We start from the raw sequence: 22,652 nt of genomic DNA on the forward strand, positions 1-22,652 counted from the left end.
CGAGACCTCATCCGGTCTGCAACAGTTCATGAATGCCGTCGTAGACGCTGGTCTCACTGTTGATGGGGTTATCAGCTCCCAGCCTTCAAGTATGGCACCAAACTGCCCAGGAATTGTTGGTGGCTGGGAATGGGTAGACGGTGCAGCAGGCTCCCCAACCATCCAAGCTATGAACGCATGGCTGAAACACTTACCTTATAACTCTCCACTTTGGGGGGACGGTTCAGGCCTTCAGGGGGCAATGCTTTTTGGCACGATCACCACTCCCGGGATCAAAAACCTACAGGAACATTACGGCATCACGCAGGACGGTCGTCTCGACGGTCCCTCCCAAACCATCATGGCCCTGCAGAACGAAATTAACCAGTACGTCGGTTAACACCTTCTAGCCATATAACGATCGACTACTGGGAGTCGATAATAAGAAGACTCTTTATTCCACTAAAGCGGATTCTCATGCTTTAGTGAAATAAAGAATCTTTTTATGCAGCAAGTGAGGAAATTATACTAATCGATACTCAGCATAACCTTGGGGCGTTCCCGCTCCCCTGCTTCCAATCGCTCGAAAGCGGCCTGCGCATCGTCGAGGCTGTAGCTGCAATCGATGAGTGTGCCCAGCTCGTCCCGATGCTCCCGCACGAACTGCGCGGCAGCCGCATAGTGGTCGATGCCGTGACGGATGCCCACCAGGTACTGCCCCCTCAGGGCAAGCTCCGAGGCGTCAAGATCGGTCTGCACAGGCGGGAAACCAATCAGCACCGCCGCACCTCCATTCCTCAGCAGGGACGGCGTAGCTTGCAGCGCCGCAGCAGAACCGGAGCACTCCCACACAGCATCCCAGTCTCCGGCGGGGAGCGCGTCCACCGTTTTATAGGCCCTAATCCCAAGCTCGGCAAGATGCACGGGCTGCGAGGGATCAACGACCGCGACCTCAACGGGGTACTGCTTGAGTACCAGCGCCGCGAGGGTGCCGATCGTGCCACCGCCCAGCACGAGTACCCTATCGCCGGGTTCTGGGGTGGCTTTCGCTAGACCCTCCAAAACCGTCACAAGAGGTTCGATCAGAATATATTCGGGATGCGGCTCTGCACCCGAACCGTCGTCAATAACGGTCAACACATGCGCTGGCATTACAAGCTTTTGTGCCGCTGCCCCGCCATGCTTATAGAGACCGACTTCGCGCAGGTTCGTGCAGAGGTTACGCCGCCCACGCTGGCAGAAATCGCAGGTCAGGCAGGGAATCATGGTGCTTCCGGTGACCACGGCACCGGTTTTTAATCGACTGTTGTGAGCGGTCTGCGGCGGGGTCTCAATCACACCCACCCACTCATGTCCGTAATGATGAGGGTACTCGGTCAGACCGCGCCGCAGATAGTTTGAGGTACCGTCGTACAGTTCAAGGTCGGTCCCACAGATGCCCGCATAGGCAACTCGAATGAGGGCCTCATCGGGTTGTTGGGGGTGTGCATCTTTAATATCGCGCGCTTCGACGCTCCGAATTCCGGTGATAAAACTGGCTTTCATCATTATCTCTCCCTGCATTCTACTGCGGTCTCTTTAGAGTATCGATCCACAATAGACGAGTTCAAGGAACTATAACACCGCTGGGGCATAATATTTTATTTTTCGTACATCATTCATTAAATAAACATATTATACAACTCTTTAAAATGCTTAAAAATTTTATTCGTATATAATAATATTTCGCTCATGAATATACTCAGAAAAAGTTTAAAAAGTTTTTATTTAACTTTATAGAAGAATAAATTTAGGGTTGATATTTGTCGATGAATCCTTTTACAGTGAAAATGCAGGAATAACCTGCATCACCGATGAAAGGATATTTTCATGTCCCTCGAAAGCGCTAATCTTTCCCGCCGCAAGTTGCTCAAGGCAGGTGCCATAGGCGTCCCTGCAGCAGGTGTGCTCGCCTTCGGCTCCACCCTGGTCACCGCAACCTCCGCTAACGCCATCTCCGCCGACGGCTGGTGGGGTTCCGAGACCTCATCCGGTCTGCAACAGTTCATGAATACTGTCATGAACGCTGGCCTTGTCGTTGATGGAGTCATTAGCTCCCAGCCTTCAAGCATGGCACCTGATTGCCCCGGAATTGTCGGTGGCTGGGAATGGGTACCTAAGGGGCAGGAAATGGGTTCTCCCACCATTGCTTGGATGCAAAAATGGCTGCGTGCAGAGTCAGTAAGCGGCACGATTTCTTCATATGATGTAATCCTCTTGGAGACTCACTATAATATCAATCCTAAGGATGGTCGCCTCGACGGTCCCTCCCAGACAATCATGGCTCTCCAGAACGAAATCAACCAGTACGTTTAATTTAGACTCTTCGTACAATTCCTAGCTGGGGCGCTTTTCTTCTTATGAAATGTACCCCAGCTAGGTATTTGTTATTTGTCTCTTTACATATCTCAAAATACGTAAGGAAGAAATACTATGTCTCTCGAAAACGCTAACCTTTCCCGCCGCAAGCTCCTCAAAGCAGGCGCGCTAGGCGTCCCTGCCGCAGGCGTGCTCGCCTTCGGCTCCACCCTAGTCACCGCAACCTCCGCCAACGCCATCTCCGCCGACGGCTGGTGGGGCGAAGAAACCAGCGCGGGACTGCAGCGGTTCATGAACGCCGTCAGGGGTGCTGGTCTTATCGTTGATGGAGTGATTAGTTCCCAGCCTTCGCACATGGCACCTGCATGCCCTGGAATCGTCGGTGGCTGGGAATGGGTAGAGCCTAGGCAGGCAGAAGGTTCCCCCACTATCCTCCACATGTCATTGTGGCTAGGACTCAATAACATCGAGTACCCGGTTCCCAGTATGATCAATAATACTGTTATCGAAAACTTACAGAAGCACTATGGTATCTCCCAGGATCGCCGCCTCGACGGTCCCTCCCAGACCATCCAGGCTCTGCAGAACGAAATCAACCAGTACGTCGGTTAAGGTTCTACAGCTAAGCATCACGCCAGATGGGTAGATGCTAAAAAGGCTTTTTATTCCACTAACGTGGCAGAAAACCCGCTTTAGTGGACTAAAGAGTCTTTTTATGCGACCAGAAAGAGACCCGGCAAAGAAGCGTACAGCGCCTACGCCAGCGTTACGGACCCGCCGATGCAGTTGATAAACACGCTGGGCTGCCCCTTCGCATTGTGTGAGTCGCCCGGTTCGCACGGCTGATCCAAAATCTGCACCTTGCCCGAAACATCCTCGATCCGGTACCCCGGCATCTCGGTGAAAGTCCCGGTCGTTGTCACCGAGCCGCCCGTGACCATGAGAGTCGCATCTTCAGCCACTGTACTGTCTACCATCTTCACGGACGAAGATTTCGCGGTCACCTTCGCATGCGTAAACGATGCGTTCAAACAGCGAATAGTGCCCGTAGTCGCTGCCAAATCTGCGTGCGTGGTGCGCACCCCTTCTAGGCGGCATGTTGAGTTTGTCTGAACCCGCAGAACGTCAAGAAAAGAATCGTGAGGAAGGCTGATAACGATCTTCGGCCCCCCAAAGGATAAAAACGAGGTGCGCTTGGCAAACTTGGATTTCCAGTATCGTTCCCGCTGAACAATCTGGATCACACCATCTTCGGTGCTTACGTCAAAAAGTTCTTCATGCGGTAACTCTGCAGTCGCATCCTGGGTTTCTGCTGCGGTAATAGCGACCTCAAGGTCGAGTGCTTCAACAGCTAAAGACACGGGCTCAGGCAACGCGATAGGCATACACTTAACTCCCTATTTTTTATCACGGTGACGAAGGCGCAACCCGGCGCACAGCCTGGGCATTTGGCGCTGACTCTGCCAGTCACCTAACACCTTCATGAGCTATTCTACCCCGGTATTATTCCGACTCCGAACACGAAGAACGTGCTGCCCTCCCCATAAATTTATGCTGCCGGATGCGCCCCCATATCCGCCGTGCAGACCCTCACCAGGCGTAAAATCTGTGGTAGAAACAAACTCACTCAAATTTTCAAGGAATCATGTCTGCTTTTCCGAATGTATCTTTTCTTCTCTGTACGGCGCTGATCGCCATCACCCTGGCGGTGAGCGGGTTCGCCAAGGCTAAGGACCCTTCCAGTACCGTCACGGGTATTCTCAACCTGGGGCTCGAAAAAATTGCTCCGCTGAAGCTTACCGCGCGCACACTCCCCTGGGCCGAACTGCTTCTGGCATTAGGGATGCTCGCAGCGCCGGGCGCTCTCTTCACCGCAGTATCGGGCATCTCTCTGATGCTCATGTTGTTCTACCTGATCGTTATTGCGCGGGCACTTGCCACCGGCCGCACCGCGGGGTGCAATTGTTTCGGTTCAAAATCCGCCGCACCCGTGAGCCGCTATACGCTCATCCGCAATATCGCCTTGACCGTAGCCGCAGCTACGGTTTTTGCCGCATCGTTGGGTTCAGGCCGAGCGCTTATCTACGAGCTGTACAACCTCAACTCTGCCGATTGGGGTTGGGTGCTCGGTGCCGCCCTGATCGCCCTCACCATGTGGGCGGTACAGCGCGGCGAGGCATTGGCTGAGCCAGATTTCGGCGAAAGCGATGATAACCATCTTTTACTTCCCGTCTATGAAGATCGTGGCGACGGCGAAGAATACGTGCGCATGCCCATTCCGTATGCAACTCTGCATACGCTCGATGGCAAGAACTTTTCGATCCGCGAGCTCGCCGAGCTCAAAGCGCGGGTGCTGTTCTTCGTCTCCCCCACATGCGGCGCCTGTCTGTCGATTTTCGACAAGCTGGCGGACTGGGCGCACAAACTGCCGCAGCTTGAGCTGCATCCTGTTTTCAGCAGTGTGAGCAACGCAAAGACAGCGTCTGTGCCCGAGAGCATTACCCCGCTGATAGACCCAAAATTTGCGGCTATGCACGCTTTCGGCCGAGGCACCCCACTGGCGGTAGTACTGGGCTCTGACGGCCTGTTGGCGGGCGGGCCGGTGCGGGGCGCATCCGATGTATCCGATGTTATGGATCAGTTGATTGAGGAATTCACCGGCGCCGAAAACTCGGATGAACACAGCGAGCAGAATACCGTCGGGCAGATGCCCTAGGAGGCGCGTTCTTACCCGTATGCGGTACGATACCCCTACGTTTGCACACACGCTATCTATTCATCTACCACCGAGGAGAATACGGTGTCAGCATTAAGTTTTAACGCCCCCGGCGAGCGCGAAAAGTCGCTCTGGCTCATCAAGAAAGAGAACGATCCGGCACATTCGCAATGGTATATCGACCGTTTTAAGGCTATGGAGGCTGAGGGTAAGGATATGGCGGGTGAGTCTCGCCTGGTGAATGCTTTGGCCTCGCGCGGGGCAAAGATTCTGGATGCTGGTTCCGGCCCGGGCCGCGTGGGTAAGCAGCTGCATGCGCTGGGGCATCGGGTGACCGGCGTTGATATTGACCCTGAGCTTATTGATGAGGCGCGCCGCGTATGCCCGGAAGCCACCTGGGTTACGGCTGATTTGGTGGATTTGCCGCAGGCTCTCGGGTTCGAATCCGATGCCGGTGAGGATGGTTTTGAGCTGATCGTATGTGCCGGGAATGTGATGGGTTTTCTTGCGCGTTCAACCCGTAAGCCGGTGTTGGAGAATTTCCGGAAGGTGCTGGCACCGGGTGGGCGCGCCGTGATTGGGTACGGTTCCGGTCCCGGTCGTGACTATGCGTTTGCTCAGTTTCTTGAGGATGCGCGCGAGGTCGGGCTGAATGTTGATTCGACGTTTAGTTCCTGGGATTTGCGTCCGTTTGCCGAGGGTTCCGAGTTTATTGTGGCGGTTCTTTCGCGGTAGGCGGCGCTCAGGCGGCACGCTTTATGGCTGATAAAAGCGGTGGTGCGCATCCTGGTTTTGTGTAGGATGCGCACCACCGCATTTTTCTCTCTCCGCCCGTGCAGAACGCGGGAATCGTAACCTCTAGGGGATCAGGTGGATTGAACGTGCCATGTCTTCGGGCAGGATTGCGGCGCCGCCCAATATAACCACAATAAGTACTGCGAGAATCGCCATAGTGGCGGATTTCCAGCCGGGGTGCAGTTCGGTGAAAGTAATCAGACCGTGATGCAGCCGGTCAATATCGAGAACGTTCGCTTTTTTATAGACCGTGGTCTGGTCGGAAAGTTTCGAGGCCACCGTAGACATAGTCTTGGCGTCCCACACGCGACCGTCGAGGCGAAGAAGAGACTTTCCGTGCTTATCCAGCGCCCACATGCTCGGGAAGCTGCGGTACTTGAGCTTGGCTACAACGTTGCTGAGGTCTTGCCCGTGTGCTTTCTTGCCGTAGAGCTTTTCCACGAAGATCGTGTGGTCCATGTCTTTGCGTTCTACCGCATGCCAGCCAAAGATTCGGGCGCGAAGCACATGGGTTTTGGTGATTGCCACGATCGTGGGTTTAAGCACCGAATACAGACTTAGACCCGCGAAAAAACAGATGATAAGCACCAGCACCAGGTATGGCAGGGCGGGGCGTTTATACGCTAAGAATGCGATAGCGGCGACGAGGGTTATGGTTCCCGGGAGCGCCGCCTCAATGCGCCTGCCGTAGGACCGCATGCGGGGGTGGAAGAGTTCTAGAACATCGCCGTATTTGGCGGGAATTTCGTGTGCGCGTTCTGCCATACACACCACTTTAGCGGTCGCACCTGCCCGACGCTAAGATTTTCGCCCCGCAGTGTCAAACCTGAGGGTTCGTGCGGGTACATAAATCTGCCCGGTGTCAGGTGCGCCCGCGCGGTGCGGTACGCTGTAATCATGCACAAATTTTCTCCCGTGGAACGGGTTCTAGCTACCTGGGTTATCGGCGTTTTCGTGTCGGTAACCCTTGCTTTTGGCGCGCTCTTTGCTCTGAATCGGCTGGTGTACACCCCCACGGGTCAAGTTCAGGAGTATTTTAGAGCGCTGCAGGACGGTAATGGTTCGCATGCGCTCGGTATTTTGGGGGCGCGGGTACCTGAGGGCGACGGTTCTCTTCTCGACGGTGAGGTTCTGAAGAAGTCGGTTTCGGGGCTGTCTAATATTACCTATGAGGTAGTGGAAAGCAGCGATGACGGCGAGCACACGACGGTGCGAGCCTCCTACACCCTTGACGGCGCACAGGAACACACCGATTTCAGACTGCGTCATGTGGGCGATCACTGGGGCCTTTTCCCACGGTGGGAGATTGAACCCGGTGAGCTTCCCGAGCTGAAGGTTTCGATTAAGGGCGTACAGGCGGCGACCGTGAACACCCGCAAGGTTGCGGTTGATGACGGTGAGGCGACATTCCCGGTGCTCTACCCCGGAAACTATTCCATTTCTTATGATTCGACGGTGTATACCGCACAACCGTACTCGCAAAAGGTGCTCTCAGCGGATGCAAATTCGCAGGTCACGCTCGATTTGAAAGCGAGCGATCAGGCTCGGGAATCCGTGCAGCACCAGGTGGAGGATTACATAAATTCCTGCACCGAGCAAAAGACTCTCTACCCGAGCGGCTGTCCCTTCGAGTACACTTTCCCCGGGCGTGTGGATGGTGAGGTGACCTGGTCGGTCACGGAGTATCCGCATCCACACGTGACGGTCACCGCGAATGGCGAATGGAGCGCTGACCAGGCGCAGGGCAAGGTCAAGGTATCCTTCACGCAGCTTGACCTGTACACGGGCGAGCGGCAGCCTTTTGAGAAGGATGTTCCGTTTACCATCAAACCGACAGTGAACGTCAGCAACGGCACGGCGGTGCACGTAAGCTTCTGAGGTTCCTTACCCTGGCTTAGTTAATCCCTCGCAAATCCAGCACGAGTTCGCTCTCATCCGCGGCATCACCGGTGACGATGACCGGAATACCCCAATCCTGCTGGTACAGGTGGCATGCGGCGTGCTCGGGAATATCGCCGTCGGGGGTACCGTCGCAGGCGGCGGCGCGGGCGGTAATGTGCAGCACCGCCTCCTGAATTTCGGGGTTGAGCACGAGGGTACGACTGAGTCCTTGGGAGGTACCGGCACCGTCCAGCAGGAAATTTTCGGGGGTGGATGAGATTTTCAGCTGGGTCGGGTCTCCCCAGCGGGTATCGAGTTTCTGCCCGGTCGGCACGGTAAACCGCGAGGTAAATTCGAGGGTTCCGCCGGTGAGTTTCGTGGCGGGCCGGGCGGTTGTAATCGCCCCTTCGTCCACTTTTTGCGCCTGAGCCGGAATGGCGGCACGCACCAGCTGGTGCGCATTGGTTTCTACGATTATCAGGCGGGGATCCTCACCCGGGCTATGCTCCACCAGGAGGTCGGCGGGTTCGGCGAGTCCGCGCTGTAAGGTGCTCAGTTCCTTCGCGGCAGGATCCCAGCGGCGAATCGCGCCGTTATAGGTGTCTGCCACCGCGATAGAGCCGTCGGGAAGCTCTGCGAGTCCCAGCGGATGCTGCATGCGGGAGGTCTGCGAGTCGCCGTCCACGAACCCGAAATCGAATAGTCCCAACCCTACAGCAGAGGTCACCTGTACGCTCTGGTGTCCGTGATCGTCCTGTGTAAAGGTTACGTGGCGCAGCCCGCTGGTTTCCGAGCAGGCTACCCACAGACTGCCGTCACGCGCCTCGATAATGCCGGAGGGCTGGGCAAACCATGCGTCCTCGGCGGTACCGTCCTGCAGCCCTTCAACCCCGGCGCCCGCAAAAATGCTGATGGTTTCAGAAACGGGGTCGTAGCCGAAGAGCTGGTGGGTGCCAGCCATCGCGATCACGAACTGCCCAGCTTCACGCGAGTAGACCGCATCCCACGGGGATGAGAGGGCTACAGCGGTGGCAGGCGCATCTGCGGGGATATGGTTCGCGTTGCCCGTGACGGCGTTGTCTCCATCAATCACGCGCTGCACGCCGTTGCCCGCAAGGGTACGAACCTCGCCCGTGCGCAGGTTCAGCGAGCGCAGTCGGTGATTCACAGTGTCGGTAATCAGCACATCGTACCCAAGTTTTTCGCGGAGTTCGGCGGGTACCAGGGCGAGCCCTTGCGGTTCGTTAAAGCGTGCAGTGGTTCCGGTTCCGTCGGCGTAGCCTTTATCGCCACCCTCTCCCCCGCCGTAGGTTGCCAGCACGGTATTGAGGTCTTCGGCGACCTGCAGGATGCGGTGCCTAGCGGTATCGGACACCAGGTAGGTGCGTGAGCCGGTGCCGAACAGGTTTTTGGGTCCGAACTCTGTGGGGAGTTCGATAGCTTTCCCCGGGAAAGCGAATGTTCCCTCGGTTTTGGGTCGGGGTACATAGGGGCCGTCGCCTCGGTGCAGGGTACCTTTTTTCTCGTGTTCGGCAACGAGCTCACGCACGAGTGAGGTAAGCCCCTGCACGTGTCCCTCCCCGGATAGATGCGCCACAATATACCCTTCGGGGTCGATGACCACGAGCGTGGGCCAGGCGCGGGCGGTGTAGGCCTGCCAGGTGGTGAGTTCGGGGTCGTCGAGTACGGGGTGTTTGATGTCGTAGCGGTCTACGGCTGCGGCGAGCGCTACCGGGTCTGCCTCATGCTCAAATTTGGGGCTGTGCACGCCCACGGTGACGAGCACATCCGAGAATTCTTCTTCGAGGGGGCGCAGCTCGTCGAGCACGTGCAGGCAGTTAATGCAGCACAGGGTCCAGAAGTCGAGGATCACGATTTTGCCGCGAAGAGTCTGCAGGTCTAGGCTCTTCTCGCCGGTGTTGAGCCAGGATCGTCCGGTTAGTTCGCTGGCGCGCACGCGCACGGTTTTCTGCCCGGTATGATCTTGCCCGGAATGCTGGTTGCTGGTTTCGTTCACGATTCTCTCCCCTATGGTTTCGCGCCCAGACCCCGCTTAGTAACAGGGTGCGCTCGTTTCCACCCTATTATGCCAGCGGTGCGGGCGTGTTCACCGGGCGGTAAAAGTTTATGAACTCGCCCCGCAATACGCCGTCATATTTTGTCATAGAACCACGGTCCAATCGTCACGTTATCTGGCAATACTACTCCTCAGTAAGAAGAGAAAACATACAAATTCTGCTTTCTAAATTTCTTGGATACGGATCCGTAAAAGTTGTGGTCCTAAAATGATTAGCACCGCAAGTTCCCCCAGGCCTGCAACCCACAGAGCAGTTGAGATTGACACTGCTTCTGCAAGTGAAGAAATCATGAGAGCGCCTATCGGTAGGCTACTCATGATGCAGACACGGGCACTAGCATTTACACGTCCAAGCGCTTCAGCGGGAGTGATCTTTTGCCGTAAAGTTACGAGAGCTATATTCATGATTGGACTTCCGTACCCAATACAAAATTGTCCCAATAACAGACAGATCCATGACCATCCAGGAAAAATAGCGGCGGCTGTAAGAATCGATCCCACTGCCATCCACACCACGCCAATACCTACGCAGGCTCCCTCTTGAACTTTCTCCGACCATATACGGTAGCTAAGTGCACCACATAAAGCACCTATCCCTGCTAGCGATATAGCAACACCATATGCAGACGAATTTAATCCAAGGGTTCGCGTAACATATAGAACAAATAAGGCGCTTATTCCTGCCTCAAAAATATTAATGAAGGCACCCGATAGTACGACCAAACGAATAACAGGCGTGCGCCATACAAGTTTAAGACCAGCCATCATATCAGAAATAATACTGGGTGTATTCAGCGAACTTCTCTGTGAAATTGCCGATGGAACCCTGAAACGACCTGGTAGCAGTAGCAACACGATAAATGCAATGAGAAAAGTTACTGCATCCAAAGTAATTAGGTACTCTGGGCGGTAATGTGCTGCTAAAAATCCTCCCATAAGTGGTCCTATAAGCTGAGCCATTGAACGAATAAGCTCAAACCTGTTATTTGCTCTGTCAAGCATATTCCGGGGCACAATGTCGGGGACATAGGTTTGATAAGCAACATCGAAGAATACGTTACAGACCCCCATACAGAATGAGATAACTACGAGAACTGTCACTGTGAGATTCTGCGTAAGCGCAAGAAGTGGGATCAACCCAATTAATCCGGCACGTGTGATATTACATACCACCATCATGGTCCAACGACTATGTCTATCAACAATTGCCCCGGCGATAAGTCCTATCAAGATAATGGGCAGCCACCCTACAGCGCTGACAACGCCCAGAGTTATTTCTCCTGCGCTAAGCGTTATCGCAACGATAAGAGGAATCATCACAGAAGAAATCTGAGTGCCGAAAAGTGAGAAGGACTCTCCAATAAGCACGGTAGTAAAGGAAGCAGGTAGCCTTGTGCGTGTGATATTCGCTGTAAAACCAGTATGAGGTTCCGGCACTGATTCAGAGGCTGCCATGAAGATACTCCTGAAGTTCAGATAATTGAGGAAATCAATTATAGATCCTCCGCATTAGTGCTCCGCTGAGTGAACATGGAAAAAATAATTACCTCATTATGACAAAGAGTACGTAGCCCTGAATCATATATTCATCTACAGGAAGCAACCTACATACTAAAAAGCCCTTGAGGTGAACGAAGTTTTAGAAACTCCGCCGTATTCACCTCAAGAGCCTTTTATCATCCCCTAGCGAAAGGGAAGTTATGCAGGTTTAGAACTTACGCCTTTGGGATCGGCTGCAGGCGGCGCAGCTGAGTTACGTGCTTGGGTTCAAGCTCGGCAATGTTGTGCACCTGGAGCAGCTTCATGGTGCGGCGCACCTCGTCGGAAAGAATCTCGATAGTCCGGTCCACGCCGCGGCGGCCACCGGCCATAAGCCCGTACAGGTAGGCGCGACCGACCAGAGTGAACTTCGCACCCAGCGCCATAGAGGCGACAATATCGGCACCGTTCATAATGCCGGTATCAACCATCACCTCGGTATCCATCCCTACTTCACGCACTACCTCCGGGAGCAGGTGGAAGGGTACGGGCGCACGGTCCAGCTGACGACCGCCGTGGTTCGAGAGCAGAATGCCGTCTACGCCCAGATCGGCGAGTTTCTTAGAGTCTTCGAGGTTCTGTACGCCCTTAATCACGATCTTGCCGGGCCACATTTCGCGGATAATCTTCAGGTCTTCATAGTTGATGGAGGGATCCATCGCGTTATCCAGAAGCTCGCCCACGGTGCCGCCGGTCGAGGAGAGTGAGGCGAATTCCAGCTTGGGCGTGGTCAGGAAGTCGAACCACCACCAGGGGCGCGGAATCGCGTTCAGCAGGGTCTTCATCGTCAGATGCGGAGGAATAGAGAAACCATTGCGCTTATCGCGCAGACGAGCGCCAGCAACAGGTGTATCCACGGTGAAGAAGAGCGTATCAAATCCTGCTTTGGCGGCACGCTCTACCAGTCCGTAGGAGATTTCGCGCTCGCGCATCACATACAGCTGGAACCAGAGGCGACCATTGGGGTCTGCGGCGCGCACATCCTCAATGCTGGTGGTGCCTAGAGTAGACAGGGTGAAGGGGATGCCCGCGGCACCTGCTGCACCGGCGCCAGCGATCTCACCTTCGGTCTGCATGAGGCGGGTGAAGCCGGTGGGAGCGATACCGAAAGGCATGGCGGATGTACCGCCTAAGACCTCGGTGGTGGTGTCTACGGTCGAAACATCAGTGAGCACGCCGGGGTGAAACTCAATATCCTCGAAGGCCTGGCGTGCACGATTCATGGAGAACTCACCTTCGGCAGCGCCATCGGTATAGTCAAAAGCGGCAGCTGGGGTGCGGCGTTTGGCGATCTTGCGCAGATCATAAATGGTGAGGGCTTTTTCGAGGCGGTTCCCGGCGAAGTCCAGGCTGGGCTTCTTGAACGTCATAAATTCTTTGAGTTCGCTGGGCTTGGGGAACTGACGTTGTACCATGGGGCGCCTTCTTTCTGCGGGGTTGCCGCTTCATTGCTATACGAGGTTCAAAGCGTCATATACCGCGATATAACGCAAAAGTATGGTGTGTGTTCATTCACAGTTATGGTCGGACCACACAATGCCCGTAATCTTAAGCTAACCCATACTAATAAATAAGGCAACCCTTGACTTATTAACCAGCGCCGAGTGCTACACACCGTTTTTGAGGCGGTTTTTCGGGGGAAGGACCCGCAAACCTTGCTCTCGCGACGCTGCGAGACGAGTGCATCTGCGACTTTTTGATCAGGTGACAAGAATTTTCATTCTTGTCTCACCCTGAGATACCCGGGCAAACTGCTATTTTTATTCCGCCTCGTAAAGACCTATTATCAGATATGAATATGCAATCACCGTGCAAGGAAACCAACCATGACCCAACCCAAAGCCCGCCGTGGACGTCCCCCAAGCCTAACCCGTGAGCAGATTGCCAAAACCGTTTTAGACGTAGGCTTTGCCAATCTCACGTTTGCCGCCGTTCGTGACCGTCTAGGGGTAGGGGAAACCACCCTATATCGCTACGCACCGGACCGCGACGAACTGGTACGTATGGGGCTCGAATATGCCTATTCCGGTATTGAGGTTCCTTCCTTTGAAGGTCCCTGGCGTGAGGTTCTGAATGCACACGCCCTCAATACCTGGCACAGCCTTGAGAAATACCCGGGCGCGGCAACCGAAGTGGCACGCGGCATCGTTCCCCCCATTGCTACATACTTTTTCGAAGAGCTTTGTGTGATTCTCATCAAACAAGGTTTTTCGGCAAAGAAGGCCGTTCTCACCTGCGATATGCTGCTGGATATGGTTATCGACAGCAGACGAAGCGTTGAACACAGCGATGCGTTTATTGCTGAAACCGGCGCTGGACGTGAAGAAATTCGGCATCAGATGCAGCGCAATTCAACCGACCTGCAGTCTTTCCAAGACCCAGGTGCTTCCGCCGAGCGTCAAGAGATTCGGACTATTCTGCGGGATTCGGTGACCTCGGATCCCTTAGAGTGGCTGCGGCATAAAATGACCATTCTGCTCGACGGCATCGAATACTCGCTCAAGTCATAACGAACGGCTTCATCTGCCGATACCCTGTCTTATGTGGCGTAGGGGTGCCCCTCTGGGGATCCCCTATGCCCTTTATTTTTACGCCGCGAGTATGTTCAGCAACAACCGGGTTCAAAAACTTTGCTGCGGGTACACCACACGCGGCCACCGGTGACGAAGCTTAACTACGAAGGTAGCTTGACCGCGTTCGCGAGGGGCTTGGAAGAGCGAATGAATGAAAGTCGTTTAGGAGCCGTGGCGCGCATCCTCTTCATGCAGGCGCTCAAACATCTCGTTGTAGGCATTCAGTTCGGCGTCCCCATCACGGTCGGCCTGCCGGTCAATGCGTGCGGCAAGTTTCTTATCTGCCATAGACCATTGGAAACCCACCGCGATCGCCACGATCATGGTCGGAATTTCACCGATACCCCACATGAGCGCGCCGCCCATCTTCTGGTCGTCCAGCGCCGATAAACCCCAAGTACGCCCCAAATTGCCGAACCAAGAAGCTTCCAGGAGCGCCTTGGAGTTCATGATCGAGATGCCGACGAAGGCGTGGTACCCCAGGGTTGCGATCAGCATAATCAGGCGCATCGGGTACTGGGGGCGATACGGAATCGGGTCAATGCCGATAAGCACCAGCATGAAGATATAGCCCGTGAGCGTAAAGTGAATCATCATGAATTCGTGCCCGATATGGTACCGCAGCATCACCCCGAAAAGCGGCGTGAAATAAACGATAATAATCGAGCCCGCAAAGTTTACGGCGGCAAAAATAGGGTGCGTAACAACTTTCGACCACCCCGAATGCACGATGCGCACAATCCACTCACGAGGGCCTCGCGTACCGTCCTGACGGGGTTCCAGTGCCTTAAGCAGCAGCGTTACGGGTGCGCCTAATACGAGCAGAATCGGCACGACCATCGTGAGCACCATATGCTCAAACATGTGCACCGAAAACAGCACACGCGAATATACGGCGGGTGGACCGGAGGTGATGTAGTTCAGCACGAGCAGCCCTAAAATCCAGGAGACAGCGCGCATCACGGGCCAAGAGTCACCCGCACGACGTACCTTCACGAACGCCCACAGATATACAATCGCCAGATACCCCAGCACAGCAACCCAGAACCAGTCCCAGCGCCACTCGGTGAACCAACGCTGAAAATGCGGTTCGGGCGGCATATCGTACCAGGTGATAATGCGCACCGGCGTGGCATCCGGCGCGAGAGTTTCCGGAACCGGCGGCGGTGTACGTGAGAGCGAAGCCCCCAGTCCGGAGGCTGCCCCCATGATCACGAGCTCAGCAGAGATGGCGCTCCACAGGGCACGCGTGCCGCTCATCTTACCGGCAGAGAGCGCGGGAATCAGATAAAGCCGATGTGCTGCTCCGATTACCCCGAGCAGAAGCGTTAACCCCAGTTTGAGCAGCACAATCTTGCCGTAGTCGGTGCCTAAGTCCCGCCACGACGACATGCGCACCCCGGCGTTCGTAATGCCCGAGAGCAGCACGAGAATGAACCCGATGAGGGCAAGCAGCGAGTAGCGGCGCAGTACCGCCTGGGCCATCGGCACGCGACGAGATGCCGCAGTGTGTTCGCCACGGTGTGCCTCAACAATGGTGCCGGTGCCCGCATCCTTACCCGAAATACCGCGCGAGATAAACGCCAGCGCGATCAGCCCACCGCACCAGATACTCACCCCCAGCAGGTGCAGTCCCAGGGAGTTGACGGCACCCATATGGTCCTGCCCGCCCGAGGAGTGCCCCGAAAGCGCCATATCCGCAATACCGACGAGCGAGATCATGAAGATGAAAAACAGTCCCATGAGCGAGCGCACCCCGAAACAGGCGGTGGCGACCACGGCGGCGACCACAACGGTCATACCTTTTTCTTTGCCCGCATCTAAGGTGGTGATATAACTGATGAGCTCACTAGCGTAATCGGTGCCAGAGCCAATGGGTCGCCCCGAAATATCGGCATAGGAAAGAATCAGAACGGCAAGCGCTGCGAGAGTCCACAGCACGGCGAAGGCGGCGGCAAGATTCAGCACATCGGCAAATGGCTTGTACTCTTTATTGACGGCGTTTTTCGTGGTGCGCTTGCCTCGGTGTGTTCCGGCGGCATCGGCTGCATAGCGGGGAATAATGCCCATCGCGAAGATCAGCGCACCCATGGTCGTCGCCATCGAGAAATTATGAATAACCTCGGAAATAGGCAGCGCCCAGCGTACAAAACCGCCAGCATCGGCAAGCTCGGTCGCCGAGTTCGCTAGGGTTAGCCTTAACGAGACCAGCAGAGTCAGCAGACCGACCCCTACATAGGCGGTAATCCAGGGCGCGGACAGCCCGGGACGCACGGTGGTGCGCTGAGGGCCAGCCTTGGTTTTCTGCGGTTGTGAAGACGTAGTAGCCATAGTTCTTTTTCATCTGTGGTGTGTGCGATGGTGCGTGTTAGGTATGCGCGTAAATCTTGGGCGGCTAGGTGAAGAGGCTTTCGCCGATATACCCGCCTTCCTCACGTACCCCGGCGGGAATTGCGAACACGGCTGATCCCACCGGAACCGTCCATGTGTTAAGCATATCCAGTTGTTCAAGCCGTTTCTGAATAGGCACAAACTGCGCCACCGGGTCTGCCTGGTAGGCCACGAAAATCAGCCCTGCGTCCGAAATGCCGCCGCTGATCTGCCCGTGTTCTGAGAACCCTGAGGCGTTGAAGACCGGTTCGTCATAGTTATAGCCGCGCCGCAGGATGCGCTCCCACGGCTTCTTCTCAAGCTCGGTGCCGTGCGCCCGGCGAATATGCGCATACGGGGCGATTACCTCAAAGCCCAGATTATCGAGCTTATCAAAGTCGGGGTCATCAAATTCATCATTACCGGTCAAGGGCGCGCCGTTAGAGAGCTTACGCCCGATAGCGTCTTCACGAGCGGGGGTATCGACCTCATCCCAAGTATCCAGATTCATGTGGATGCGCCTAATCACCACGGAGGTACCGCCCGGTTCCCATGCCTGCGGGAAGTTCTGCTCAGCGTTCCCCTCGCCCCACACGATCTCGTGTGCCGACCCGCCGCCGCGCCCAGGTGTCTCGTGAGGGTCTTCGACCGGGTTCACGGTGCCGTCTACCTGGCCGAAGAGATTACGCGGAGTGCCCTGACCGGTACCGAAGGCACTCAGAAAGCCCTCTTGCACCCAGCGGATACGCCCGAAGGAGCGGGTGTCTTTGGTGAGCATCCGCTGGGCATGCGAGACCGTCAGCAGATTATCCCCACAAATCTGCAGGAGCAGATCACCGCCGTTCCACTTCTGCTGCAATTGGTCGATCTTCGGGAACGCTGGGAGAGGTTTAAGCCACGCCGGTTTTTTGGCGGGTGCCACAATATCAAAAATCTTTTCGCCAAACCCGAATGTGATAGTCAAATGTGCGGGAGCCTGCACAAGCTCAGGTTCCTGATCTGTCAGCGGAGTCTGCCCTGCAGTCAGGGCGGCCGCATCGGAGGTCAGAATCCTCAACAGACGCTGCACCCCAGAAGCATCCAGCCCATCGTTCAGATCAAGAGCAATAAAACGCGCATGAGCCTGCGCCGGGGTCATAATCCCGGCCTGCTTATCGCCGTAAAAATTCACGGTTTGAGTGGTCAGCGCCTGCTGCGCGGGTACAGTCTCGTGCGCACCCGTTTCATGCCCCGGCGCTATCAGACCGCGTGCGCCAGCCCCAACGGCAACACCGGCGCCCACCCCCAGGAAAGCACCGGCGAGCGCGGTACGACGACGCACCCCTGGGGATTCCGCAGACCGGCTGTCATGATGTCGCAAAGAGTCCTCAGCTGCCGATCCTTCAGATATCCCGGCGGTACCCTCCTGCGGCTCGTTGACCTCCGCCGAAGAAGGCTCATGCGGAGGCTGCGGGGTACCCATCCTGTCATTCTCCGCCGTCATAATCTTTCATTCCTCTATGCCTGCGGCTATCTCTCATGCGCGCTATCGGCGCCTCAGTTGAGTGGGGCAGGATGCGCGGTGCCAGTCCCCCAAATGTTGTGGTTTCGTGCGCCGCGCATCCTGCATAGGCTCGGTGGATGTGTTCAAAACACCCGTTGCCGAGCGCTGCGGCTACTTACACTGCGGTTTTGCGGATGCGCTCCCCGAGGCTTCGCCGCTCATATGGTCGTGGTCGCCGTGCTCACCGTGTTCGTGTGTGCCATGCTCGTGATCGGAGTGCTCGCCATCCCCATGACTATGCTCATGATCGGAGTGCTCGCCATCCCCGTGACCATGCTCGTGGCTGTGCTCGTGGCCGTCATGAGAGTCACCCGAGGCCGATGCGGATGCGTCCGCCGAAGCTGAGCCGGTGGACTGTGCATCGCCCTGGTATTCTTCCTTAGCGCCAGAGTAGTCACGTGCCTCAGGCTTGAACTCCAGGGTTGCGCCATCCTCAGTCTTGAGGGTTACCGTGGTGCTGGCACCCGCTGAGAGCGAGCAGTTCAGGCCCATCAGCATAATGTGGTTGCCTCCGGGCTTCAGCTCCAGGGTCTCCCCCGCTTTCACCGTAAATTCCTGCACCTGCTGCATCTTGGTGCTTCCGTTAGAGTCCTTAACCGTGGTGTGCAGCTGCACTTCATCGGTCGCAGTCGATGTTGCCGAGACGACCTTCACATCGTGATCGCTGGTATTGGTAATCTTGCCGAAAACACCAGTCATACCACCGTCGGTTGCCTTAGCCCAGGTATTCTCAATCTTGATCGGGCCTGAAGACGACTGTGCCGAACCGCTTGCCGCTGCGCTGGAAGAGCTCGTTGCGGATGCGCTCGAATCCGAGTTCGTGTTGGTAGAGCCACAAGCGTTCAGGGTAAGAATCCCAGCGAGAGCTACGGAGCTCAAAGCCATCAGCTTGTGGTGAGCCTGAAATTTTTTCATGATCTTTTACTCTTTTCTGGCGGTAAAACCCGCCTGTGTGTGCGAACAATTCTTCGGCAGGCACATGCGACAGTTCGCGGCGTTCGATTATTCTGCGACTTTTAATCGCGCGTGCCGCAATCTGCGGGAAGATCCCGATGCGGCGCCTGCCAATGGGCGTGACGTCCGGAAGCTGCCCGGTAACGTCACGGATGTACAAGGTATTATGCGGAACGTTTTTTGAGCAGGGCGAGAATCCCCACGGCCAGCACGACGAAGACACCTACACCGCCGCCAATCAGCCACCAATTCACCCCGGAATCGGAATCTGACTTAGTGGAGTTCTGGGTATCAGCTGCAGCCTGCGAAGATTCGCCGGTGCCCGCATCCTGCGGGGACGCTGCGGCTTTACCTGCGCCAACGCTGAACGTATAGGTTCCCTGAATAGGGTGCCCGTCCGAGGAGACTACGCGCCAGGTGACGGTATAAGTCTCGTCGGCGCTCGCATCCTTGATCTTGAGCGGCTGGGTGACGGTCGTTCCCTTCACCTGTGGTTCGCCTTCAGCTACGGATGCGCCGGTCGAATCGACCACGCGCACGCGGTTTCCGCCCTCAATATTCATGAGGTTCGCGCTGTAGGTCAGGTTCAGCTCGGCAGGTGCCTGCGTCAAAGTTGCGTTCGCGGCGGGGTCGGAAGAGACCAGTTCGTCATGCGCCTGCGCTGCGGCACCGCCGAAAAGCATCAGGCTGGCGAGCAAAACCGCCGCCAGGGTACGCATCATGGTGCGCATATATGTAAATCCTTTATCTGCATCGAATGCCCATGCTGCATGCGCTTTCACGCTCGGTTTCAGTCGAGGAAGGTGTATACACTCACGCGAGCCAGCCGGTGGGCAGACTCGTAGCACGGGCGATGGTTGGGGTTACGCGGGGTTTCCCAAGACTGCAGGCGGTCCTCGCTCCACGCGGGAGAACGCCAGCATCAGCCGACGAAGATAAACGGATATGACAAAACGTCCGTATATACGGGGAAAGACAGGAAGCGGCGCCAGCACCGGAACGCGCAGAGCGGACTGCAAACGTGTATTCAGATAACAGTGTAAAGCCCACAATGCCTGCGCGAGAGCGCGTTCACCACGGTGCAAAAGTATAAGGCTTAGTAGGGCTGCAAGAGCGTGCACCCCGATCATAGTGCCAGTAGCGTGCTGGGCGACGGCGTGACTGAACCCATTCCCGTGTTCAAGGGCGAGGGGTGTTCCGGGCGCATGTGCATGACCGTGCGCGTAGTTTCCTTGCAGTGCCACCACACGATGCGCCGCCTGAGCGGATCCGTGGGATAGGTTGAAAACACCGTGGAGCAGGGTTTGTACGGTGAGAGCGCCTGCTGCGGTGCCCAGGTAGAGGGCTCGCTGCCGTGAGCGCGTTATACGTTCGAGAAGCGCTAGAAGTCCCAGAGCGGCGAGCGCCCCTAACGCGGTACAAAGCGCAAGAATCATCGGATGCGCGACCCCGCCTCCGGCAAGAGTATGCCCTGCCGAGCCCAGCAGAACCGCAGATGCCGAGATAAGCCAGGCACGCATCACACGGGCGCCTCGCCTAGTAGCGGTTGCTGACTGTACCTCACGCGGCGATGATTCCCGTTCGGCACAGTCTTTGACGGCGAGAAGGCGGGTATGAGGGCGCGTCTTTGCGCGTGTGTGCATGTTCCGCCCCCTCGCTCGTAGTCGTCATATGCGGGTGTACCCGCAACCTGTCAATATCCCACATTCTACCGGTTTGTCAGCTGACCAGGTATTTCACGGCGAAGATGTGACATGTTCGGCTGGTTAACGTTTTGAGCGCCACAATGACGCGCATCCTCACGTTCAAGGATGCGCGCCATATGCACAGATACGCCGAAACTCGCCTGTTTCGGCGGCAGTATACCGCCACAGAGGGGCGAATGCCTCAGGTTACTGCTTTTGCTGTTGCTGAGGCTGCTGCTGTCCCTGCTGGGGCTGCTGCCCTTGCTGGGGCTGTTGTTGCTGTTGTTCCTCCGGCGGGTTATCCATACGGGCTCCACCTTCACTGCCGGGCTTCGTCTGCATGTGGCCACCGGTACCGCTCTCACCGGTCTGCATGTTGCCGCCAGCTGAAGGCTCTGAACCAGTGCCGCCGGATCCGCCGCCATTCTCCATCTGTGAGCCGCCGCCAGAATTATTTTCTGCGCCCGAGCCGCCGCCAGCGCCACCGCCTGAACCGGAGTCGCCTGATGTGCCGCTGTTGTCCGTGGTCACGGATCCCTGCGAGGCGGATGAACTTGACGATGTAGATGCTGAGGATGAGCTTGAGGAGGAGTCACCACCAGAGCTGCCAGAGCCACATGCGCTCAGCGCCACCACACCAGCAACAGCCAGGGACACAAAAACAGAAGTCTTCTTGGCGATCATACGCCTATCCTTTCTGCCGGTAATTGTTGGTTCAAAACCCACCCTCTCACACACCTAAAGTATTTTTCAGGGATTTATCCCAGGTGCGGAACGTTTTTATGCTATGAGCCGTAAATACATTGCATTTCCATAAATATTTTCGAAATAGCTTGCATAAAATTATGTAGTTTAATTGCATATACAACGGTTAAATTCCCCCATCATATTTATATCTTCCGTATTTTTAGCAGAAATAAGGCGCGCATCCTCAAAAACTAAGGATGCGCGCCAGATTACACAGCCGCCTCACGGCTGCCCGCAGGTACTAGCCCGCAGTGGTCGGGTTGAGAGGCGTTTTGGGAGTTGCCGCTCCCGGAGTATTGGGAACCACGGGAAGATCCGGCAGGTCGGTGGGTTTTTCGGACGTAGCCTGACCGTTAACCATCACATTGTAGGCGCCGTTGTACTGCACAGCCGTCACCGTATTGCCTTCGTTCTTAACCCAGGAGCCGTCGATGCCCACCAGATCGGTGTGACCATCGGAAGCGTCGGTCCTAGTCCAAGAGCCATCGTAGTAGACCGTAACCGTATCGCCGTCGGGTTCAGTAGCAGTCCAAGAGCCGTCTTCCGAGACCAGAACGTATCCCTCAGATCCGGGAGCGCCATTGGCGCCACCACCCTGTGCGCCGCTACCGTCAGCACCGGCAGCACCGCCTCCAGAGTTAGGAGCGGTGCCACCCTGGGCACCGCCGCCACCCTCAGCGCCAGAACCGTTCGCTCCGCCGCCTGATCCGTCACCGCTGCCCGATTGTGCGCCACCCTGAGCGCCACCACCGCCTTCAGCACCCGAGCCTCCACCGGAGCCGCCCTCGCTGCCTGATTGTGAGCCAGAATCGGAACCAGACTTATTATCCGATCCCGCGCCGTCGCTAGATCCGCTACCAGCCCCCTTCTCCGAGTCTGCACCGCCGCTAGCATCAGAACCGGCACTGGAGTTTGCCGAAGCATCGCCGCTGGCGCCACCGCTAGCGTTCGAGGAGTCTGAGCCGCCGGAAGCGGAAGCTGAAGAGTTTGCCGATGCGGAACCGGACGCACCGCTTCCCGCGGAAGAGCTTGAGGAGGAGCCGTTAGAATTGTCCGAGCCACAGGCGCTCAGCGCCACCATGCCCGCAACAGCCAGAGATACAAAAGCGGAAGTCTTCTTGGCGATCATACGCCTATCCTTTCTGCCGGTGATTATTGACTGGTTTTCAACTCTCTCACACACTGACGGTATTTTTCAGGAATTTTCCCCTCCCTGTGGCTCTTTTTATGCTAAGAGCAATAAATAGACCCTTTAACGCATACTCATTTCTAACCCAAACAATTAACTGTATTTCCTTGTGTTATTAAAATTAATTAATATTTTAAAATATTTACCCTTCTCGTAGATCTCAGAAAACTTAGATCATACCTTGCACTTATACAAGCACCTCTTATGGTTTCGGGGTTTTTATTTTGCCGCCCTTTATCCGCACAC

The 22,652-nt window shown here is 56.0% G+C and carries 19 protein-coding genes and 1 pseudogene; 7 read left to right on the forward strand and 13 right to left on the reverse strand.

The window, feature by feature from the left end; genetic code table 11:
- Positions 1 to 379: pseudogene (locus tag HMPREF2958_RS00745) on the forward strand (peptidoglycan-binding protein); the annotation flags it as partial.
- A gap of 128 nt (positions 380 to 507) precedes the next feature.
- Here HMPREF2958_RS00745 and HMPREF2958_RS00750 read toward each other — a convergent pair.
- Positions 508 to 1,527 (reverse strand): zinc-dependent alcohol dehydrogenase, encoded by a 1,020-nt coding sequence (locus HMPREF2958_RS00750; protein ID WP_246827967.1) that lies wholly within the window; start codon positions 1,525 to 1,527, stop codon positions 508 to 510.
- Between the two features lie 321 nt (positions 1,528 to 1,848).
- Here HMPREF2958_RS00750 and HMPREF2958_RS00755 point away from each other — a divergent pair, with 321 nt between their 5' ends.
- Positions 1,849 to 2,334 (forward strand): chemotaxis protein CheA, encoded by a 486-nt coding sequence (locus HMPREF2958_RS00755; RefSeq protein WP_070695837.1) that lies wholly within the window; start codon positions 1,849 to 1,851, stop codon positions 2,332 to 2,334.
- Between the two features lie 117 nt (positions 2,335 to 2,451).
- The gene (locus tag HMPREF2958_RS00760) at positions 2,452 to 2,949 is read left to right on the forward strand and encodes a chemotaxis protein CheA (protein ID WP_070695838.1); all 498 of its coding nucleotides are present in this window, start codon (positions 2,452 to 2,454) and stop codon (positions 2,947 to 2,949) included.
- A gap of 143 nt (positions 2,950 to 3,092) precedes the next feature.
- On the opposite strand, the gene HMPREF2958_RS00765 is transcribed toward HMPREF2958_RS00760, so the two are convergent.
- Positions 3,093 to 3,722 (reverse strand): DUF4097 family beta strand repeat-containing protein, encoded by a 630-nt coding sequence (locus HMPREF2958_RS00765; protein ID WP_070695839.1) that lies wholly within the window; start codon positions 3,720 to 3,722, stop codon positions 3,093 to 3,095.
- Positions 3,723 to 3,982: 260 nt separating this feature from the next.
- Here HMPREF2958_RS00765 and HMPREF2958_RS00770 point away from each other — a divergent pair, with 260 nt between their 5' ends.
- Positions 3,983 to 5,053 (forward strand): TlpA family protein disulfide reductase, encoded by a 1,071-nt coding sequence (locus tag HMPREF2958_RS00770; protein WP_070695840.1) that lies wholly within the window; start codon positions 3,983 to 3,985, stop codon positions 5,051 to 5,053.
- A gap of 84 nt (positions 5,054 to 5,137) precedes the next feature.
- The gene (locus HMPREF2958_RS00775) at positions 5,138 to 5,788 is read left to right on the forward strand and encodes a class I SAM-dependent methyltransferase (RefSeq protein ID WP_013398507.1); all 651 of its coding nucleotides are present in this window, start codon (positions 5,138 to 5,140) and stop codon (positions 5,786 to 5,788) included.
- Positions 5,789 to 5,911: 123 nt separating this feature from the next.
- Here the strand turns inward: HMPREF2958_RS00775 and HMPREF2958_RS00780 are convergent, their stop codons facing one another.
- Positions 5,912 to 6,613, reverse strand: a complete 702-nt coding sequence (locus HMPREF2958_RS00780; RefSeq protein WP_048751284.1) for a hypothetical protein — start codon at positions 6,611 to 6,613, stop codon at positions 5,912 to 5,914.
- A 132-nt stretch (positions 6,614 to 6,745) separates the two neighbouring features.
- Here HMPREF2958_RS00780 and HMPREF2958_RS00785 point away from each other — a divergent pair, with 132 nt between their 5' ends.
- Positions 6,746 to 7,726: a zinc ribbon domain-containing protein gene (locus HMPREF2958_RS00785; RefSeq protein ID WP_070695867.1), complete on the forward strand. Its 981-nt coding sequence runs from the start codon at positions 6,746 to 6,748 to the stop codon at positions 7,724 to 7,726.
- A gap of 16 nt (positions 7,727 to 7,742) precedes the next feature.
- On the opposite strand, the gene HMPREF2958_RS00790 is transcribed toward HMPREF2958_RS00785, so the two are convergent.
- From HMPREF2958_RS00790 to HMPREF2958_RS00800, 3 genes are all read right to left on the reverse strand, one after another.
- Positions 7,743 to 9,746 carry an NHL domain-containing thioredoxin family protein gene (locus HMPREF2958_RS00790; RefSeq protein ID WP_070695841.1) on the reverse strand — a complete coding sequence of 668 codons (2,004 nt, stop codon included), beginning with the start codon at positions 9,744 to 9,746 and terminating at the stop codon, positions 7,743 to 7,745.
- A 225-nt stretch (positions 9,747 to 9,971) separates the two neighbouring features.
- Positions 9,972 to 11,261 (reverse strand): MFS transporter, encoded by a 1,290-nt coding sequence (locus HMPREF2958_RS00795; protein ID WP_070617879.1) that lies wholly within the window; start codon positions 11,259 to 11,261, stop codon positions 9,972 to 9,974.
- A gap of 260 nt (positions 11,262 to 11,521) precedes the next feature.
- Entirely contained in the window at positions 11,522 to 12,760 is a 1,239-nt protein-coding gene (locus HMPREF2958_RS00800) for an alpha-hydroxy acid oxidase (protein ID WP_070553598.1), read from the reverse strand.
- 411 nt (positions 12,761 to 13,171) lie between these two features.
- On the opposite strand from HMPREF2958_RS00800, the gene HMPREF2958_RS00805 reads away from it, so the two are divergent.
- A complete protein-coding gene (locus tag HMPREF2958_RS00805; protein WP_070695842.1) occupies positions 13,172 to 13,855 on the forward strand; it encodes a TetR/AcrR family transcriptional regulator in 684 nt (227 codons plus the stop codon).
- A 225-nt stretch (positions 13,856 to 14,080) separates the two neighbouring features.
- Here the strand turns inward: HMPREF2958_RS00805 and HMPREF2958_RS00810 are convergent, their stop codons facing one another.
- The 7 genes from HMPREF2958_RS00810 to HMPREF2958_RS00845 all read right to left on the reverse strand — a co-directional run bounded on the left by HMPREF2958_RS00810 (position 14,081) and on the right by HMPREF2958_RS00845 (position 22,346).
- On the reverse strand, positions 14,081 to 16,249 hold the full coding sequence (locus HMPREF2958_RS00810) for a bifunctional copper resistance protein CopD/cytochrome c oxidase assembly protein (protein ID WP_070695843.1): 2,169 nt from the start codon (positions 16,247 to 16,249) through the stop codon (positions 14,081 to 14,083).
- Between the two features lie 64 nt (positions 16,250 to 16,313).
- Positions 16,314 to 17,576, reverse strand: coding sequence for a Dyp-type peroxidase (locus HMPREF2958_RS00815; protein WP_083313666.1), 1,263 nt, complete (start codon positions 17,574 to 17,576; stop codon positions 16,314 to 16,316).
- A 366-nt stretch (positions 17,577 to 17,942) separates the two neighbouring features.
- Positions 17,943 to 18,746 (reverse strand): copper chaperone PCu(A)C, encoded by an 804-nt coding sequence (locus HMPREF2958_RS00820; protein WP_070695844.1) that lies wholly within the window; start codon positions 18,744 to 18,746, stop codon positions 17,943 to 17,945.
- A 203-nt stretch (positions 18,747 to 18,949) separates the two neighbouring features.
- Positions 18,950 to 19,516 (reverse strand): copper resistance CopC family protein, encoded by a 567-nt coding sequence (locus tag HMPREF2958_RS00830; protein ID WP_065425152.1) that lies wholly within the window; start codon positions 19,514 to 19,516, stop codon positions 18,950 to 18,952.
- 132 nt (positions 19,517 to 19,648) lie between these two features.
- Entirely contained in the window at positions 19,649 to 20,428 is a 780-nt protein-coding gene (locus HMPREF2958_RS00835; protein ID WP_070695846.1) for a hypothetical protein, read from the reverse strand.
- Between the two features lie 249 nt (positions 20,429 to 20,677).
- Entirely contained in the window at positions 20,678 to 21,154 is a 477-nt protein-coding gene (locus tag HMPREF2958_RS00840; RefSeq protein WP_070695847.1) for a hypothetical protein, read from the reverse strand.
- Between the two features lie 304 nt (positions 21,155 to 21,458).
- Positions 21,459 to 22,346 (reverse strand): hypothetical protein, encoded by an 888-nt coding sequence (locus HMPREF2958_RS00845; protein ID WP_070695848.1) that lies wholly within the window; start codon positions 22,344 to 22,346, stop codon positions 21,459 to 21,461.
- Between the last annotated feature and the right edge of the window lie 306 nt (positions 22,347 to 22,652).

The organism is Rothia sp. HMSC036D11 (assembly GCF_001814205.1).
In the GTDB taxonomy this organism is placed as follows: domain Bacteria; phylum Actinomycetota; class Actinomycetes; order Actinomycetales; family Micrococcaceae; genus Rothia; species Rothia dentocariosa.